The organism is Leyella stercorea (assembly GCF_021531355.1).
Lineage (GTDB): Bacteria > Bacteroidota > Bacteroidia > Bacteroidales > Bacteroidaceae > Prevotella.
The window spans coordinates 1-17,956 of record NZ_JADYTS010000024.1 but is presented as its reverse complement, the minus strand read 5'-3'; the positions used below and the strand labels follow the sequence as shown (position 1 = coordinate 17,956).

Below are 17,956 nucleotides of genomic sequence, written 5' to 3'. Positions count from 1 at the left end.
ACCTTGATTCTATGTTTCACTTACCCGGCTCCACGTTCTTGTGGCTTTGCTGTTTGGCTATTATTTCCGACATCTTGATGTACAGTTTCTGTACGCTTTCGTTGTCGGCAAGCATAGCTGCCTGAGAGTCCATAATATTCTGGTCGCCACGTACTGCAGGACCTGTCTGGGCGTCAATGGGAGCCAACGTGCCCAGCTTGCTAACCGTCTCTTCAATCAATGGCTGTAATACGGTAAAGTCCAGTCCGTTACGACGCAATATGCCGTCGGCAACAACATAGCAGGCATTGCTGAAATTGCATGCAAACACGGCAGCAAGATGCAGCCATTTGCGGTCGTCGCTCGTCATATAGTGTACATTGTCCGAAATGGTGGACGCCAGCTTCATTATTGCCTCGGTAGAAGCCTCGTTATTTCCTTCAACAAAACATGGTATTTTCTTAAAGTCCAACGCTTTATCCTTACTAAACGTCTGCATGGGATAGAGCACGCCACAGTTGTCGCTCAAACCGTCAAACACGTCCATGCCCACACTTCCCGACGTATGCATAAAAATCGTCTGCCGACGCTCTCTGCACACCCTTTCGGCAATGTCTCTTACGTATCGGTCCTTGACACTTATAATGCATGCATCGGCATCTGCCATTATGTCGTCCAGGCTGTTAGTTGCCCGGCGGCATCCCACACGCTCTGCCAATGCCTGCACCGACTCCATCGTGCGGCTCCAGATCTGAGTTGGAGGCATGCCAGCTTCACTCAATGCCAGGGCGAAGTGAGTGGCCACATTGCCTGCTCCAATGATTGCTATTCTCATTTTATATATATTAGTTTTGTCATCTTCAAGCTGCATTTTCGAATGCTAACAGGTACAAAAGTAGCCATTGTTTTGCAAAAACCACAGCCATATTGCCATTTTTTAAAAAAGATTTGCTATTTTTGCCAACTGAAAGAAAATGGCCCTAACCAAGCCTTAAATAACAAAATAATTCATAAGCAATATCATTTATGAAAGCTCTTAAAGACCGAATTCTAAAAGACGGAAAATGCTATCCCGGTGGCATTCTCAAAGTAGACAAATTCATAAACCATCAGATGGACCCAAATCTGATGAAAGACATAGCCGTGGAGTTCATCCGCCGCTTTGCTAGCACCAAGGTCAACAAGATTCTCACCATCGAGGCATCGGGCATCGCCCCAGCCATTATGATGGGATTCCTTATGAATCTGCCCGTGGTATTTGCCAAGAAGAAGAAGCCCAGCACTATGGGCAACATGCTCGCCACCAAGGTGACATCATTCACCAAGCAGCGCGAGTATGACGTAATCATCAGCCGCGACTATCTCACAGCCGACGACCACGTGCTCTTCATCGACGACTTCCTTGCCAACGGCAACGCCGCCAAGGGCATCATCGACCTCTGCCAGCAGGCTGGAGCCACACTCGAGGGCATGGGATTCATCATCGAGAAAGCATTCCAGGACGGAGGCAAGTATCTCAGAGACAGCGGCGTCAGAGTAGAGTCGCTCGCCATCATCGAGTCGCTCGACAACTGCGAGATAAAGCTTCACGAGCAGTAAAAAAAGATTTTTTGAGCTAACAATATAGGAGGCTATGGTGTCACGCAGCAGGACATCATAGCCTCTTGCCGATAGTCATAACCCTCAAGCACAAAAATGACCTCTGTGCCAAACCTGACATTCACGCCCTCAATAACAAGAAGCAACAAGCGGATTCTTGCTTCATTACTCATCGACCGGACACGGAGCATGGAAGGATGTCAGGCTGACATTTTACCAGCCGACGACATCGACCGCATTCTTCCACGAGCCTTCAAGCACGAGCACATGCAGACGGCCCGCGCCAAGTCGTGTGCCGAAGTGTTCACCCCGGCATGGATATGCAACGCCCAGAATAATCTCGTCGACGAGCAATGGTTCGGCCGTCCCGATGTCTTCAACGTCGAGACCGTAGAGGCAGACGGCACCCATACGTGGCACCCTACCGCCTCGCCCGTAACCTTTCCGTCCGACAAGGCATGGCTGAAATATGTGCAGAGCCGCCGAATGGAATTTGCCTGCGGCGAAGCCCCTTACCTGGCAAGCCGATACGACTCCACCTCAGGACTCGAAATACCCCTAAGCGAACGCATAGGCATACTCGACCGCAAATTCAGAGTAATCAACGAGAACACCCCGCACACCGACAGCGAAAACGCCCGACGCACGTGGCTCAACAAAGCCTTCCTTGCACTACAGTCCACCTACGGATTCGACCTGCAAGCCGACAACGTGTTTCTTGCAAGGGAAAACCTGTTCAACACATTCTGCGACTACTGCCTCGACCGATGGCAACGGCTGCCACGCATAGAGATAATGCTCAAGGCAGCCGAGATAATAACATGGAACATATGGCAGATGGACGGCATCAGACACACCGTGCCCGGCACACAGCTCCCCTGCTACATCATGGCATGGCGAGGAGCTTCGCCGCTCAAGGGCGAGAAAGTAATGTTTAAACGACTGATTAGTAAACAAATATAATGGACTCAAACAATATCATTGATTTTAGAAGCGAACAGCAGCAGGCTATCGCCCAGACTGTCAGATACTTCAAGCGCAAGCACAACATGCTGTGGAATGCCAAGATGCGTTTCGGCAAGACGCTCTGCGCCCTTGAAGTGGCACGCCGATGCGGCTACCGTCGCACACTCATACTCACCCACCGCCCCAACGTACGCGAGGAATGGTTCAGCTCGCTCAGCAAACTGGGAATGGACGGTTGGCTCTACGGATGCCGACGCCAGCAGGCCTTGCCCTCTACAATGCAGTCGGCTGGCGCTCTCTCGTTCGAAGCCGTTGAGGCGCAGGCACAGAAGGACTCCAGCGTCCATTACGTCTACTTCGCATCCATGCAAGACCTGCGTGGCTCACGCCGCGTCAACAAGCAGAAGGGCATAGAGAAGAACAACGACATATTCTCAGCACAATGGGACCTCCTGATTGTCGACGAGGCTCACGAGGGCGTCTACTCACGACTCGGACAGGAGGTGATAGCCGAACTGCAGAAGAACAGCTCTCTGCGCACCCTCTACCTCTCGGGCACTCCATACAACATACAGCGCATGTTCGACACACGTGAGGTGTTCCACTGGGACTACACCATGGAGCAGCACGCCAAGGAGCAATGGGCTGCCCTTCATCCCGACACCCCCAATCCCTATGAGGGCATGGCACAGATGAACATCATCACCTACGACCTTGCCGACCGTATGCGAAGCCTCACCAAGGCAGACGGACTCAACTTTGCCGAACTGCTGCGCACAGAGACTGCCGCCGACAATTCCAATTCCACACGATTTGTACACGAGGCCGACGTGCGCAAGTTCATAGCGCTCATAGGCAAGGACTCCTCCATGCCCTATGCCAACCCCTCCATGCAGCCGTCGCTCAACCACACCCTGTGGTATGTGCCGGGCGTAATGGCAGCCCGATGCCTGGCTGAGATGCTCGGCAAGGACTCTCCCACCAACCCCTTCCGCGAATACCACATAGTGAATGTGGCTGGCAACGGCGAGGCTGGGTCTGACCGCCTCGACATCTACGAGCAGACACGATTCGAGCGAAATGCCCTGGAGCGTGTGAAGACAGCCGTGGCGCAGCACGACAAGACCATCACCCTATCGTGCGGACGACTCACTATGGGTGTGTCAATACCCGAATGGAACGCCGTAGTAATGCTTGCCGGAAGTGCCGAGACGGGCAGCATGCGCTATTTCCAGACCATATTCCGATGCCAAAGCCCATACGCCGACGGCAGCGTCAAGCAGAAGTGCTACGCCATCGACTTCGCACCTAAGCGCACACTCGCCGTTGTAGACCAGTACATCAACAACAACACATCATCGAACGATGCCGACGAGCGCCGACAGAAACTCACCCAATTCCTCCACTACTGCCCCCTCGTAGAGATAAAGCGAGGCAAGCCCACCCTCTACAACACCGAGAGCTTCATACAGAGCATCAACTCCGCCTACTCCGAAACGCTCATACGCAACGGATTCCGCGACGACTGCCTCTACGGCAATCTCGACAACCTGTGCCAGCAGGACATGAAGCTGCTCGACCAGGTGGCTGAAGCCATGGTGCTGGGCACGCTTGCCGAGCGCCAGCGCAACAAGGAGACGCTCACCAAGAACCCGCGCAAGACCCCTGCCGCCACAAAGAACAACCCCAACAAGACAGAACTCTCGGCAAGCGAGAAGGAAGCCCTCACAGCAGCACGCGAGGCATCGGGCCGCCTCACGCCACGACAGCGCGCACTTGCCATACTGAGCCAGATATCCACCCGACTGCCGCTCATGATATACGGCACGGTGGAAAGCGTCGATGGCCTCACGCTCGACTCGTTCATCAAAAGCATCGACCCCGAATCGTGGCGCGAATTCATGCCTACCGGCATCACGCTGCGCATGTTCGAACGCCTCAAGCACTTCTATCGCGAAGACATATTCGTAGCCACAGCCAAGGCCATCGTGGCACGCCTGCACAAGGCGGACGCCATGTATGTGCCCGACCGCATCAACTGCATAGCACAGATACTCTCCGACTTCTGCTATCCCGACCGCGAGACCATACTCACCCCGTGGCAGACCGTCAACCGCCACATGGCTGACACCCTGGGAGGCTACTGCTTCTTCGACGACTCCTACAGCAAGATGCTGTCAGAGCCACGCTTCGTATACAACTGCGACGCCACACAGCACACCATGATGAACCCCAAGGTGCGGGTGCTCGACATAGCCTCAAAGACCGGACTCTACTCGCTCTACGTGGCTTACTCGCTCTACAAGCTGCGCAGCAGCCAGTCGCAGGGACTCTTCGACACCCTCACCGATGACGAGGCTCAGCAGCTGTGGGACGACATCGTGTCGAACAACATATACGCTGTGTGCCGCACCCGTATGGCCGACCTCGTGACGCGACGCACCCTCATGGGCTATCGCGACAGCAGCCGTGTCAACATCTGCCACATGGCAGACATGAACTCGCAGGTGATACTCTACAAGCGAAAGTTCATACGCACAGTAACCGACCCACGCAACTTCTCGAGCAACAAGAAAATGAAACAACTCAAATTTGACGCCATCGTGGGCAATCCGCCCTATCAGGTCAACATAGGCACACAGAAGGACAACTACGGCATTCCGCTCTACAACCACTTCGTAGACACAGCCCGCGAGATGTGCCCCGACTACATATCCATGATCATGCCCTCACGATGGTTTACCGGAGGACGCGGCCTCGACGCATTCCGACAGTCGATGCTTGCCGACCGCCACCTGCGCTCCATTTCCGACTTTGTCGACTCCAAGGAGTGCTTCCCCACGGTCGACATATCGGGCGGCGTCAACTACTTCCTCTGGGACCGCAAGCACGACGGCAGCTGCACCTTCACCAACACCCTCTACGGCAGCACCTACACCTCCGAGCGCCGACTCGACCAGCACCCTATATTCGTGCGCAACAACCGTGCCCTGACGCTCATCAACAAAGCTGCATCAGCCAATGTGCCGATGCTCAGCACCATGGTTTGCGGACAGACTCCATTCGGATTTGTCACCACATTCCGAGGCACAGCCGCCCCCGAGACCGATGCCGACTGCCTGCTGCTCAAGTCGAGCGGCAACGACAGCTACGTGCTGCGCAGCGAGGTGAAGAAGAACACACAGCTCATCGACCTCCACAAGGTGGTGTTCTCAAAGGCCACCTGCGAGCATGCCGGCACACCCGACCGCAACGGACAGTTCCGCATACTCTCCTCGCTCGCCATACTCGCCCCAGGCATCGTGTGCACGCAGAGCTATCTGGTGGGAGGAGCCTTTGCCGACGCCGACGAGGCTGCCAACTACATGGCTTATCTGAAGACGAAGTTCGTACGATTCCTCATGCTTCAGACCATCACCTCGCAAGACCTCTCGCCCGAGAAGTTCATGTTCGTGCCCTCGCAGGACTTTACTACTCATTCCGACATTGACTGGACTCAAGATACGGCAACTATCGACCAGCAACTCTATCGTAAATACAACCTCACAGAAGCAGAAATAGCATTGATTGAAAATACAATCAAACAATTCTAAGAATAATCCGGCGGCTATGGTGTCATACTATAGCCGCCTTCTTGTTTAATATAATCTTACCAACAAGTAAACAATTATCGTTTAAAAACAACAAAGCCGCTGATATTCAGCAGCTTTGTTAATATTAATATAAGTTTATTCCAGTATCGTAGATTTATCCGAAATTGTCGTACATTATGCTCTCTGGGTCTACGCCGAGCGAATCGAGGTAGTCGGTAACTGTCTTGATGAGCATAGGAGGTCCGCAGAGATAGTACTCGCAATCCTCTGGAGCCTCGTGGTCCTTCAAGTATGTATCGCGGATACAGTTTACTGCAAATCCTTCGTAATACTTCACGCCCTGAGCATCGGCAACAGGGTCCTTGCGGTCGAGAGAGAGGTGGAAGTGGAAGTTAGGATATTCCTTCTCCAGTTCCCAGAAGTCCTCAAGGAAGAAGGCTTCACCAAGAGCACGTGCGCCATAGAAGAAGTGGAGCTCACGGTCGCGAGTGTGAAGAGTCTTTGTCATGTGCATGATCTGAGCACGCAGAGGAGCCATACCTGCACCACCACCAATCCAAATCATCTCCTTACCTGAAGTGAAGTTAGGATGGAAGTCGCCATAAGGACCTGACATCATAACCTTGTCACCCGGCTTCAAAGAGAAGATGTATGAAGAAGCGATACCTGTAGGAACGTTCTGGAATCCAACCTGCGGACGTGGCAGGAACGGAGTAGTGGCAATACGCACGGTAAGTGTGATGATGTCACCCTCGTCAGGATAGTTGGCCATAGAGTAAGCACGTACTGTCGGCTCTGGATTGTGAGCCTTAAGCGAGAAGATGTTGAACTTCTCCCATGTGCCGATATATTCCTTGCCTATAAGATCCTTGTCGAAGTCCTTGTCGTAGTCGATGCAGTCGTATGCAGGAATCTTGATCTGTGCATAAGAACCAGGAACGAAGTCCATGTGCTCGCCCGGAGGCAAGGCAACCTTGAACTCCTTGATGAATGAAGAAACGTTCTTGTTTGAGATAACCTCGCACTCCCATTCCTTAACACCCATAACCGAATCGGGCACCTTGATCTTCATGTCCGACTTAACCTTGCATTGGCATCCCAGACGCCAGTTGTCCTTGATCTGCTTGCGTGTGAAGTGAGGCTTCTCAGAGTCGAGAATCTCGCCACCACCTTCAAGCACCTGAACCTTACATTGGCCGCAGCTTGCCTTACCACCACATGCAGAAGGCAGGAAGATGCCATTCTCGTTGAGTGTAGTCATCAACGAAGAGCCCTGGGGCACATTGATGGTCTTGTCGCCATTGATTTCGATGTTGACATTACCACTCGGGCTAAGGAACTTCTTAGCTACGAGCAGGATGACAACCAAGAGGAGTATCACAACAAGGAAAACTCCGATACTTGCAAATATAAATGATGTATTCATAACGTTGAGTCCTCCTTATTATATTTTAAGACCAGAGAAGCACATCATAGCCATAGCCATGAGTCCTACTGTGATGAATGTGATGCCGAGACCCTGCAGAGGCTTTGGCACGTCGCTGTACTGCATCTTCTCACGGATGGCACCCATAGCTACGATAGCCAAGGTCCAGCCGATACCGCTACCAAGAGCGTACACAAGAGCGTCAACAACACTACCTATATACTGCGAGTTGGACGGGTCGAGATTGATGCGCTGCTGCATGAAGAGCGAAGCACCCATGATGGCACAGTTAACGGCGATAAGCGGAAGGAAGATACCCAGAGCCGCATAGAGCGACGGAGAGAACTTCTCTACTACCATCTCTACCAACTGCACGATACCTGCGATAACGGCAATAAAGAGGATGAAGCTCAGATATGAAAGGTCTACGCCCTCAACCAGACAGTCGGGACCCAACACCTTGGTCTGCAACAGATAGTCGACAGGCACGGTGACGAGCAATACGAATGTCACGGCAAGACCCAGTCCCAATGAAGTCTTCACATTCTTCGATACGGCAAGGAACGAACACATGCCGAGGAAGAAGGCGAATATCATGTTGTCCACAAAAATGGACCTGAAGAAAAGGCTTATTAAATGTTCCATTGTTTACTTCTGATTATTTTTCTTTGTAAAAGTAAGCTCTATGAATCCATATTACGCATCCCAGGAGGATGAGCGCCATGGCTGGCATTGTCATCATACCATTGTTGAGATAGCCTGCATCGTAAACACTCTGCGGGATAAGCTGGAAGCCGAGCAATGAGCCACGACCGAACAGCTCGCGCAGACCGCCTACTGCTACAAGGATGTAGGCATAGCCAAGACCGTTGCCCACACCATCGAGGAATGAAGGCCAAGGCTTGTTCTGCATGGCGAATGCCTCAAGACGACCCATGAGGATACAGTTGGTGATGATAAGACCTACGTAAACCGAAAGTTCTACGCTCACGTCGTAGACGTAAGCCTTCAGAATCTGGCTGACGATAGTAACAAGAGCTGCAACTACTACCAACTGCACGATGATACGTATACGGTTAGGTATTGTGTTGCGGATGATTGAGATAATCACGTTGGCGAATGCTGTAATCACCGTCACGGCAAGACCCATCACGATAGCAGGCTTGAGCTGTGATGTCACGGCAAGAGCCGAGCAGATACCAAGCACCTGTACGAGGATAGGGTTGTCGAGGTTCAGAGGATTGGTGAATGCAGCCTTATTCTCTTTTGAAAACAAACTCATAATCTTTTTCCTCCTCCTTATTTAGATGTTAAGAATTTAGTGTACTCACCCAGGCAGTTCTTGAGCATATCGCTCACACCGTTACAGGTAAGTGTAGCACCGGTTACAGCATCGCATTGTGTAGTAGGATCGCTTACTTCGCTCTTCTTTACTACAGAGAGAGCTACGCCTTCCTTGCCTGCTGCAAAGATGTGCTTACCCTTGAACTGATCCTGCCAAGCACGCGAGTCCTTGATTTCTGCTCCAAGACCTGCGGTCTCGCCCTCATGATTGAAGTAAGCGCCATAGACAGTCTGCTTGTCGGCATTTACGGCAATGTAGCCATTGATGCCACCCCAAAGACCCATACCATAAACCGGTATGACGTACTTGGTCTCGCCGTCAACGTTGCAAACATACAAAGCAAGCTTGCCTTCCTTCATCGAAGCGCTATTGCAGAGGAATCCTGCCTTAGTGCCACCCTGTGTGCCCTGCTCAATCACTTCACCTTCGCGGTTGATGATTTCGTCGGCAGTAATCACCTTATTATATTTGTCTGTAGCCTCAGCTCCGTCGATGTCGCGGATATTGAGAGCTGCGAGAATCTGCTTCTTCTTATCGAGAGCCACGTTCTCGTCCTGCTGCGGCTTAAGTGTAGAAGACACGAAGGCAAGCAAGAACGCAACGATAACTACGATAACTACAGAATATACGATTGTATAGGAGTTTGAACTGGTGTTCAGTCCTTTCTTCTTTGTTTCTTCCATATTCCCAAAAAGTTATTTGTTGGTCAAACGTTTCATTCGCTTAGAGATGTTCTTCTGTACTACACAGTAGTCGATGAGCGGAGCGAACATGTTCATGAAGAGGATGGCAAGCATCATACCCTCTGGATAACCAGGGTTCATAACGCGGATGATGACAGCCATAATGCCAATGATAGCGCCATACCAGTACTGTCCACATTGTGTGCGGGCTGAGGTGACGGGGTCGGTAGCCATGAATACAGCACCAAAGCAGAAGCCACCCAATACGATGTGCTCATACCATGCGATAGGAGTCATGCAGAGAGCCTCGAATGTGTAGGCTGCAACAGCACCACCAACGAACACGCTGAGCATAGTACGCCATGAAGCGATGCCAGTCCAAAGCAGGATGACAGCACCTATAGCAATAGCTATAACGCTTGTCTCGCCTATTGAACCTGGGATAAGACCTGTAATCATGTCGCAAAGACTGTTATTGACAGCTGCTCCCTGGGCAATCTCACCAAGCGGAGTAGCGCAGGTGAATGTATCAGGCAGAGTGTTGCCAAGTCCGAAGATTGTGTCGTTAGCCACCCATACTGCGTCGCCACTCATCTTGGTAGGATAAGAGAAGAAGAGGAACGCACGTGTGACGAGAGCCACATTGAAGATGTTCATACCGGTACCACCGAATATCTCCTTACCGATAACTACGGCAAAGGCTACGGCTATGGCAAGCGCCCACAACGGACAGCCTACTGGGATGATGAGCGGGATGATGATACCCGAAACAAGGAAGCCCTCCTGAATCTCCTCGCCCTTCCATTGTGCCCAGGCAAACTCGATGCCGAGACCAACTACGTAGCTGACGATGATTTTAGGAAGCACCTGTAATGCTCCATAGATGAACATTGAGAAGAACGAAGCGTCTGCCAAAGCGCCGGCAGCCTTATAGTTCTGGAATCCCACGTTGTACATACCGAACAGCAAAGCCGGAAGCAACGCTATTACTACGAAGCTCATGATACGCTTCGAGTCGATGGCGTCGTGAATGTTCACACCGGTCTTGGATGTCTGGTTGGGTACAAACAGGAAAGTCTCAAAGCCGTCGAACAAGCTGCGGAGAGCGTGGAGCTTTCCTTCAGGCTCGAAGTTGGGCTTGATGTCGTTAAGATATTTTCTTAGAAAATTCATACTTTTCTCTTTGTAATTAAATTAAATGTTATGCATTCTCCTTGCGGAGCATGTCGAGACCCTTGCGCACGATGTGCTGGAGCTCAAGCTTCGATGAGTCGACAAACTCTGCCACGGCAAAGTCCTCGGGAGCTACCTCGTAGATGCCAAGCTGCTCCATGCGGTCGATGTCGCCGGCAATGATTGCCTTGACGAGATATTCGCCATAGATGTCCATAGGCAGCACCTTGTCGTACTCGCCACTCATAATCATGTGGCGCTCGCCACCCTTCACACGGGCATCGAGGCTGTACTCCTTGTTCTTGCCCAAGAGCCATGAGAAGTAGCTGCGATTGACCGAGAAGTCGTTGGTACGCGGAAGTATCCATCCCAACATTTCGTCTACGTTATCGCCCTCAGGAATTGCTGAAATCTCTGAAGTGTGACCACCTACGAAGTCCTCAGCTGTACACTTGCGACCTGTCAACGGGTTGCCGTTGATGATGCGCACATGCTCGGTTGTAGCGAGCTTGCCTTCCAGAAGACTTGCGATGGGCTGACCTACGAGCACCTCTGCATAAGCCGGATTGTTCACCTCGCTACCTGCAACTGCTACAAGACGACGAAGGTCTACCTTGCCCGTGTTGAACAGTCGGCCGAAGAAGATGACGGCTGTAGGGTCTACAGTCCAAACCACCTCACCCTTGTTAACGGGAGCGATGTTGTTGACCTGAACGCCTACGTTACCAGCAGGACAAGGACCGTCGAATACGTTCACCTCAACGTCCTTGGCTGATGTCAAGGCAGAACTTGTCTGCTGTGCACCAATACCGAGATAAGTCTTGGCAATCTTCGACAGAGCGGTCAAACCGGTCTGGAAGTCGTTCTCGTTGCCTTGCAGCTCAAACTCGAAATTGCCTGCGAGAGGCATGTCGCGCAAAGCGCTTACGAAGATAGCGCGAGGCTTCTGGTCGGGAGTTGTTGACACAGCATAAGGCAGCTGGTTGATGTAGCCGAACAATCCAGCCTCAAGCAGAGCCTTAACTACGGCATCGCCATCAAGCGAAGCCACCTGTTTCTGACCGAAGTCAACAAACTGCTGATCCTTGTCAGCCTCTACGACAACGCGCAATACCTTGCGGCGGTCGCCTCTGACAACTGCCTGCACTACTCCACTCACGGGTGAGGCGAACTTGACGTCAGTCTGCTTCTTGTTGACAAACAGAGCGTCGCCAGCCTTAACGTGGTCGCCTTCGCGTACTACCACCTTCGGGGTCATGCCTACAAAGTCATCAGGTACAAGGGCATACTGGGCAGCAGCCTTCACCGGAAACTTCTGCTCGGCAGCTTTTCCCTTAAGGTTGATGTCCAAACCCTTACGTAACTTAATTACATTTGCCATAAATATAAAAAATGATAAGATATTTGCTAATATTTGGGCTTATGCCATAATTCATGGTTTTATGGCTCCAAAGTTGCCTACAAAATTAACAAAAATTTGTGAGGTAAAGGAATAAAAAGCCTTAATAATTAACCGCATTAAGGCCTTTATTAAATGTTTTACACAATCTTCATACGTTAATCTACAAGAATGGCATTTCGACTTTGCAAAATACCACCTGTTTTTTGTCATATCCCAACAAAACCGTCTATTGCTGCGCCATTTCCCTTCGTCGCATGTTAGGGAAATAACGCACGGCAAGATAAAGCGTGGCAATGAGTCCGATGAGTCCTCCTGCATAGCCGATATAGTCTATCGACAGATGGCTAACAACCAGTCCGCCCACGTAGGCACCACTACCTATGCCCAAATTGAAAATACCCGAGAAGATGGACATTCCGATAGAAGTGGCGTTTTCGGGTGCAAAGCGAATGGTATTGTCCAGGAAGGCTATGTTGAAGGCTGTAGCCATAGCTCCCCACATAATGCAGACCACGACAACCGACAACAGACTTGCAGCTGCAACCTGAAGAAGGAGCAGACACAAGGCTGGTCCGATGGTCATCACAAACATGAAGCGACGACGGTTGGCCATATAGTATTTTGAAAAGGATATGCTGCCGAGCATACCCGAAGCTCCGAACACAATAAGAACAAGCGTCACCACGTCGGGCGACAAAGCTGCCACCTTGCCGAGGAACGGTTCTATATAGCTGTAGCCGGTATAATGGGCTGTAGCAAAGAGTACCGACATGATGAACACGCCCACAAGTACCCTATTGTGCAACAAATCCGGTAACTGCTTGAAAGCGAACTTGCCACGGCTCTGCAGTTTAGGGAAAACTACAGCTATGAAAATGAATATCAAGGCTGAGATGATGGCAATACTAAGGAATGTCATTCGCCATCCTACATAGAGTCCTACCACACGACCGAGCGGCAGACCTACAACCATAGCCACAGACGAACCTGTAGCAATAGTACTTAGTCCTAAAGCACGCTTGCCGTCGGGTACAGTACGCACGGCAAGAGGTGGAGCTATCGACCAGAATATAGCATGCGCGCAAGCCACGCCAATACGCGAGAGCATGAGCGTGTAATAGCCTTCGGCAAATGCCGATGCCACATGGCTCACAACAAACAAGGCTATTATGGAAAGCAGAAGCCGCTTCAACTCCATCTTCGACACCATTATCATCAACGGTAGCGACATTATGGCTACCACCCAGGCATAGACCGAGATGAGCAGTCCGGCACGCGCCTCGCTTATATTAAGGTCGGTAGCTATGTCGGTAAGCAAACCGATCGGCATGAATTCAGAAGTGTTGAACACGAACACGGCAAAGGTCAGCCCTATCAGAGGCAACCATCTGGTAAAAGACTCTTTCTTTTGCATTCTACAGAAACAATATTATTAGTTATCCTTTTTCTGACTGCAAAGTTACAGAAATATTCAGGTAACTCTGCTATCCGAAAACAGAAAAGCTCGCACAATATGATGCAAATCAAGAGCCGTATGAATTTGCCGCTATGACAAAGGTTGTATGAAATCCTGCCACGGGTGTTTCGGCAAGCCAAAGGTCGCTCTCTTGCGCCAGCATCATCTGTCGTGAAAGGGGCAGTCCTATACCAGTACCCGAAGGTTTTGTCGTGAAGAAAGGCACAAATATCTCGCGTGCTTCCTTTGGAGGTATGTGTGGAGCGTCGTTGCTCACCAGCAATAGCGTGCGCTTGTCGTCATAATCCAGACGCAGGTCGATGTTATGAGCGCCTGCCTCTATAGCATTTTTCGTGAGGTTTACCATAACCTGTCGCAACATTCCGCTGTCGGCACTTACTATTTCCTGGCTATTGCCAATATTCACGTGCCACACAATCGAGGGATAGAGCGTGCGCAGACTTCTTGTCAGTCCGTCTATACTCACCTCTTCTATATGCGGAGCCTGTAGTTGTGTCAGTTTGCGATAGCTTTCTACGAAGGTCTGCAGATTGACGCTTGTGTCGCGAATAGCCTGCATTCCCTCTTCAAGAGGGGTTCCCTTCACGAGAGGCGAACTGATGTAGGCTTGTGTTATGCTCGATATAGGAGCCACGGCATTCATAATCTCGTGAGTCAGCACACGCGTCAGCCGTTGCCACGACTCCACCTCGCTACGTGCAAGCAGGCGGTTTATCTCGCCACTCATTTCGTTGAGAGCCGCCTGAAGGTCGCGCTCACCATGAAACATACGGTTGTCAGGCAGACGAAAGGTGAAGTCGCGATTGCGTATTGCCTCGCGCATCAGCCTTACCCTTAGCGAGAGAAGCCGTTGGTGGCGCCATTGCCACATCAGCAGCATGACAATAATCATCACCAGTAGTATTATAATATAATAAGGAGTCATTTCCATCGGTCCTGTCCCTTAAGTCGTTTATTTCTTAAGTTTCTTGTATAGCGTCTGTCGGGTTATTCCCAGCATCTCAGCAGCCTTGCTCATGTTGCCGCGACATTGTTCTACAGCCCGTTGTACGTGTTCCTGCTCCATCTGGTCGAGCGGCACCACCTCGCGATTGCTGTCTATGGCATCACGCAGAACGCCTATCAGCTTGTCGTTGTCCCAAGGTTTGGTGACAAAGTCGGCTGCTCCATACTTCAGTCCATTCACAGCCAGCTGCACGTCGGCATAGGCTGTTATGAGCACGACGGGCGTATTGGGGTGCAGCTTCTTTATTGTGCGCAGCCAGAACAGTCCGTCCTGTCCCGTGTTCACCCCGAGCGAGAAGTTCATGTCGAGCAGCACAGCATCAACATTCTGCTCGTTGGCAAGCGTAGCCACAAGCGTGTCGGGCGAAGTCAGAGTCACGACATGTTCGAATTCAGCTGCAAGACAAATCTTCAGGGCTGTGAGAATGGCAGAATTGTCGTCGACAACTACAATTGTACTATATGGATAGTTCATATTTTCATCAATTTGTTTTAACCACTTACAAAAGTACAAAAATAATTGTATGATTTTCATACACTTTTTTACTAATCTCGCCGAAACCATCCATTTTCTTCACTTTCTATTGTTATTAGCCATTTGTTTATTCATAATTTTGTGGTGTAAAAAATAATTCACAACAATATGAAGCGACTATTTTTATCTATATTCACCCTCGCGGCAGGCGTAAGCATTTACGCCTCCGAGCCGTGGACTGTAGAGCGTTGCATGCAGTATGCCTCCGAGCACAGCCATACCGTACGTCAGCAACAGTTTGCCCTTGACGACAGCCGTGCCTCCAAGACACAGGCTATTGGAGCCTTTCTGCCGAGCGTCTACGGTTCGGTATCGGGACAGATGAACTTCGGACGTGCCATCAATCCCGAGACCAATACTTATACTGATGTCAGCACATTATATAACGGTTACGCTTTGCAGGCTTCGCTCACCATCTTCGACGGACTCCAGCGCTACAACCAGTTGCGCATGGCTCGAGCCAACGTGGCTATGGGGCGTAGCGGAGTCAGAGCCGAGAAGGACGATGTGGCGCTCAAGGTGTACAAGGCTTACATGGACCTCGTATATTGCGAGGGAGCCGTAGCCCAGACCTCCAAGAAGCGTGACGAGAGCCGTGCCCTACTCCATCAGACCGAAGTGATGGCTGAGGTTGGACAGAAGAGCGATGCCGACGTGGCGCAGATGCGTGCCACTCTTGCAGCCGACGAGTATGAGCTTGCCCACATGCAGAGTCAGACCACTAAGGCAAGCCTCGCCCTCAAGCAGCTCATGAACTACCCCGTCGACTCCACTCTTAACGTAGTACAGCCAAGTATGACATTCGCCTCCGCAACCACAGAGTCGCCCAACCAGGTGTTTGCCTGCGCTTACACATCAAATCCGCGCATACTCAAGGCGCAACAAGGCGTAGAGGCTGCCCGATTCAATCTGCGTGCCGCTCGTGGTGCCTTGCTTCCTTCGCTCTCTCTCTCGGGTGGCGTGTCCACCTCTTTCTATAAGAACATGGACCAAGGAGGACACGCCTCCTTCTCCTCTCAGTTCAAGAACAACACGGGCGAATTTATCGGTCTGTCGCTAACTATACCGATTTTCAACCAGCTCTCAACTTCGTCTGCCATCCGCCGCCGCAAGATTGCTCTCGACCAGGCTCGCGAAAACCTTGAATACGAGCAGGCTGAACTCCATCGCATCATAGTCGAAGCTTCTGCCGACGTAGACAATAGCGCCAAGGAAGTAATCAAGATGCAGGAGCAGGTAGAGGCTGACAGCCTTGCCTCGCATCTCACCACACGCAAGTATGAGGAAGGACTTGCCTCGTCGATAGATGTCAAGACGGCTGCCGTGACGCTATTGCAAAGCAGAGTGAAACTGCTGCAGAGCCAGCTCACCATGGCATACAATCAAAGATTATTAGCTTATTATAAAGGAGAAAAATTATGGACCGACCAATAGAAAAGAAATCATTCCCTCGCCGCTACATCTATATTTGTGCGGGGGCTGTAGCCGTAGCTGCCTTGCTTGCGTGGCTTGTCTTCGGCAGTACGGCAAGCACCATGACTGTCGATAGAGCCGACGTGACCGTTAGCGACGTTACTCGTGGCAAGTTTGACGATTATGTAAGGCTCAACGGACAGGTAGTGCCTATTCAGGTGGTGCAGATCTCGCCTGAGGAGGGTGGCATAGTAAGAGAGAAAGTTGTGGAGGAAGGCACGCGCGTAAAAAAGGGCGACGTCATCCTGCGACTGAGCAACAGCAATCTCGACCTTCAGATTCTTAATGCCGAGGCTGAACTTGCCGAGAAGCAGAACCTCCTGCGCAACACGCAGGTGACCATGCAGCAAGACCGACTCAATAACCGTACCGAACAAGCCACGCTCGACATGGACTGCCAGCGCAAGCTGCGTGCCTATCAGCAGAACTCACGTCTGTACAAGGAGAAACTCATTAGCAAGGAGGTCTACCTGCAGAGCCGCGAGGACTACAATCTCGCCCTGCGCAAGCAACGTCTTATAGGCCAACGCCTGAAGCAGGACAGCCTGTATCGTCACGTGCAGATGGCGCAGATGGAGGACAATCTTGACAATATGCGCAAGAACGTGCTCCTCGTGCGCGAGCGCAAGAACAAGCTTGAGGTGCGCTCGGCTATTGACGGCGAACTGGGATTGCTTGACGTGGAACTGGGTCAGAACATTCAGGCTGGTCAGAACATCGGACAGATCAACGACCTCTCCGACTTCAAGATTGAGGCTAAGATTGACGAGCACTATATCGACCGTGTGCGCCCGGGACTTACGGCAACAATCACTCGCGACGGCAAGCAATATCAGTTGCGTGTGCGCAAGGTCTACCCCGAAGTGCGCGACGGCTCCTTCCGTACCGACTTCGTCTTCGTAGGCTCTCGTCCCTCGCAGATGCGTAGCGGACAGACCTATTACCTGGAGCTTGCTCTCGGCAAGTCGACCCAGTCTACGCTCATCCCTCGCGGCACCTTCTTCCAGACCACTGGTGGCAACTGGATATTCGTGCTCGACCGCTCTGGCCACAAGGCTTACCGACGCAACATTAGCATAGCACGCCAAAACCCGATGTATTATGAGGTGACGCAAGGACTGGAACCTGGCGAACGGGTTATAACGAGCGGGTATGAGGCGTTTAAGGAGAATGAAGTATTGATATTGAAATAGAAGCCCTACCCCCGGCCCCTCCCCCGTAGGGAGGGGAGCGGTATGCTGTGCTGCTTACGAGACCACACCCACAAAGTCACATTACTCCCCTCCCTACGGGGGAGGGG

Annotated in this window: 15 protein-coding genes; 5 read left to right on the top strand and 10 right to left on the bottom strand. The window is 51.4% G+C overall.

Annotated features, from left to right (window positions below; genetic code table 11):
* Positions 1-16 precede the first annotated feature (16 nt).
* Complete coding sequence (locus I6E38_RS07025; RefSeq protein WP_235393288.1) at positions 17-814, bottom strand: Rossmann-like and DUF2520 domain-containing protein; 798 nt, start codon at positions 812-814, stop codon at positions 17-19.
* A 191-nt stretch (positions 815-1,005) separates the two neighbouring features.
* On the opposite strand from I6E38_RS07025, the gene xpt reads away from it, so the two are divergent.
* The 3 genes from xpt to I6E38_RS07010 all read left to right on the top strand — a co-directional run bounded on the left by xpt (position 1,006) and on the right by I6E38_RS07010 (position 6,137).
* Positions 1,006-1,578: a xanthine phosphoribosyltransferase gene (xpt, locus tag I6E38_RS07020; RefSeq protein WP_235393287.1), complete on the top strand. Its 573-nt coding sequence runs from the start codon at positions 1,006-1,008 to the stop codon at positions 1,576-1,578.
* A 96-nt stretch (positions 1,579-1,674) separates the two neighbouring features.
* Positions 1,675-2,541, top strand: coding sequence for a restriction endonuclease subunit M (locus I6E38_RS07015; protein ID WP_235393286.1), 867 nt, complete (start codon positions 1,675-1,677; stop codon positions 2,539-2,541).
* The gene (locus tag I6E38_RS07010) at positions 2,541-6,137 is read left to right on the top strand and encodes an Eco57I restriction-modification methylase domain-containing protein (protein WP_235393285.1); all 3,597 of its coding nucleotides are present in this window, start codon (positions 2,541-2,543) and stop codon (positions 6,135-6,137) included. The genes I6E38_RS07015 and I6E38_RS07010 overlap by 1 nt, the downstream gene beginning before the upstream one ends.
* Before the next feature lie 154 nt (positions 6,138-6,291).
* Here the strand turns inward: I6E38_RS07010 and nqrF are convergent, their stop codons facing one another.
* The 9 genes from nqrF to I6E38_RS06965 form a co-directional block, all read right to left on the bottom strand.
* On the bottom strand, positions 6,292-7,563 hold the full coding sequence (nqrF, locus tag I6E38_RS07005; RefSeq protein WP_235393284.1) for an NADH:ubiquinone reductase (Na(+)-transporting) subunit F: 1,272 nt from the start codon (positions 7,561-7,563) through the stop codon (positions 6,292-6,294).
* A gap of 18 nt (positions 7,564-7,581) precedes the next feature.
* Positions 7,582-8,208, bottom strand: a complete 627-nt coding sequence (gene nqrE / locus I6E38_RS07000) for an NADH:ubiquinone reductase (Na(+)-transporting) subunit E (RefSeq protein ID WP_235393283.1) — start codon at positions 8,206-8,208, stop codon at positions 7,582-7,584.
* 13 nt (positions 8,209-8,221) lie between these two features.
* Positions 8,222-8,845: an NADH:ubiquinone reductase (Na(+)-transporting) subunit D gene (locus I6E38_RS06995; RefSeq protein WP_235393282.1), complete on the bottom strand. Its 624-nt coding sequence runs from the start codon at positions 8,843-8,845 to the stop codon at positions 8,222-8,224.
* A 17-nt stretch (positions 8,846-8,862) separates the two neighbouring features.
* Entirely contained in the window at positions 8,863-9,591 is a 729-nt protein-coding gene (nqrC, locus tag I6E38_RS06990; RefSeq protein WP_235393281.1) for an NADH:ubiquinone reductase (Na(+)-transporting) subunit C, read from the bottom strand.
* A 12-nt stretch (positions 9,592-9,603) separates the two neighbouring features.
* The gene (locus I6E38_RS06985; RefSeq protein ID WP_235393280.1) at positions 9,604-10,764 is read right to left on the bottom strand and encodes an NADH:ubiquinone reductase (Na(+)-transporting) subunit B; all 1,161 of its coding nucleotides are present in this window, start codon (positions 10,762-10,764) and stop codon (positions 9,604-9,606) included.
* Positions 10,765-10,792: 28 nt separating this feature from the next.
* A complete protein-coding gene (locus I6E38_RS06980) occupies positions 10,793-12,145 on the bottom strand; it encodes a Na(+)-translocating NADH-quinone reductase subunit A (RefSeq protein WP_235393279.1) in 1,353 nt (450 codons plus the stop codon).
* 247 nt (positions 12,146-12,392) lie between these two features.
* Positions 12,393-13,580 carry a sugar transporter gene (locus I6E38_RS06975; protein WP_235393278.1) on the bottom strand — a complete coding sequence of 396 codons (1,188 nt, stop codon included), beginning with the start codon at positions 13,578-13,580 and terminating at the stop codon, positions 12,393-12,395.
* A 109-nt stretch (positions 13,581-13,689) separates the two neighbouring features.
* Positions 13,690-14,574 carry a sensor histidine kinase gene (locus tag I6E38_RS06970; RefSeq protein ID WP_235393277.1) on the bottom strand — a complete coding sequence of 295 codons (885 nt, stop codon included), beginning with the start codon at positions 14,572-14,574 and terminating at the stop codon, positions 13,690-13,692.
* Positions 14,575-14,595: 21 nt separating this feature from the next.
* A complete protein-coding gene (locus I6E38_RS06965; RefSeq protein WP_235393276.1) occupies positions 14,596-15,123 on the bottom strand; it encodes a response regulator in 528 nt (175 codons plus the stop codon).
* Positions 15,124-15,291: 168 nt separating this feature from the next.
* Between I6E38_RS06965 and I6E38_RS06960 the strand changes: the two genes are divergently transcribed.
* Positions 15,292-16,617, top strand: a complete 1,326-nt coding sequence (locus tag I6E38_RS06960; RefSeq protein ID WP_235393275.1) for a TolC family protein — start codon at positions 15,292-15,294, stop codon at positions 16,615-16,617.
* Positions 16,602-17,849: an efflux RND transporter periplasmic adaptor subunit gene (locus tag I6E38_RS06955; RefSeq protein ID WP_235393274.1), complete on the top strand. Its 1,248-nt coding sequence runs from the start codon at positions 16,602-16,604 to the stop codon at positions 17,847-17,849. The genes I6E38_RS06960 and I6E38_RS06955 overlap by 16 nt, the downstream gene beginning before the upstream one ends.
* The last annotated feature ends 107 nt before the right edge of the window (positions 17,850-17,956 follow it).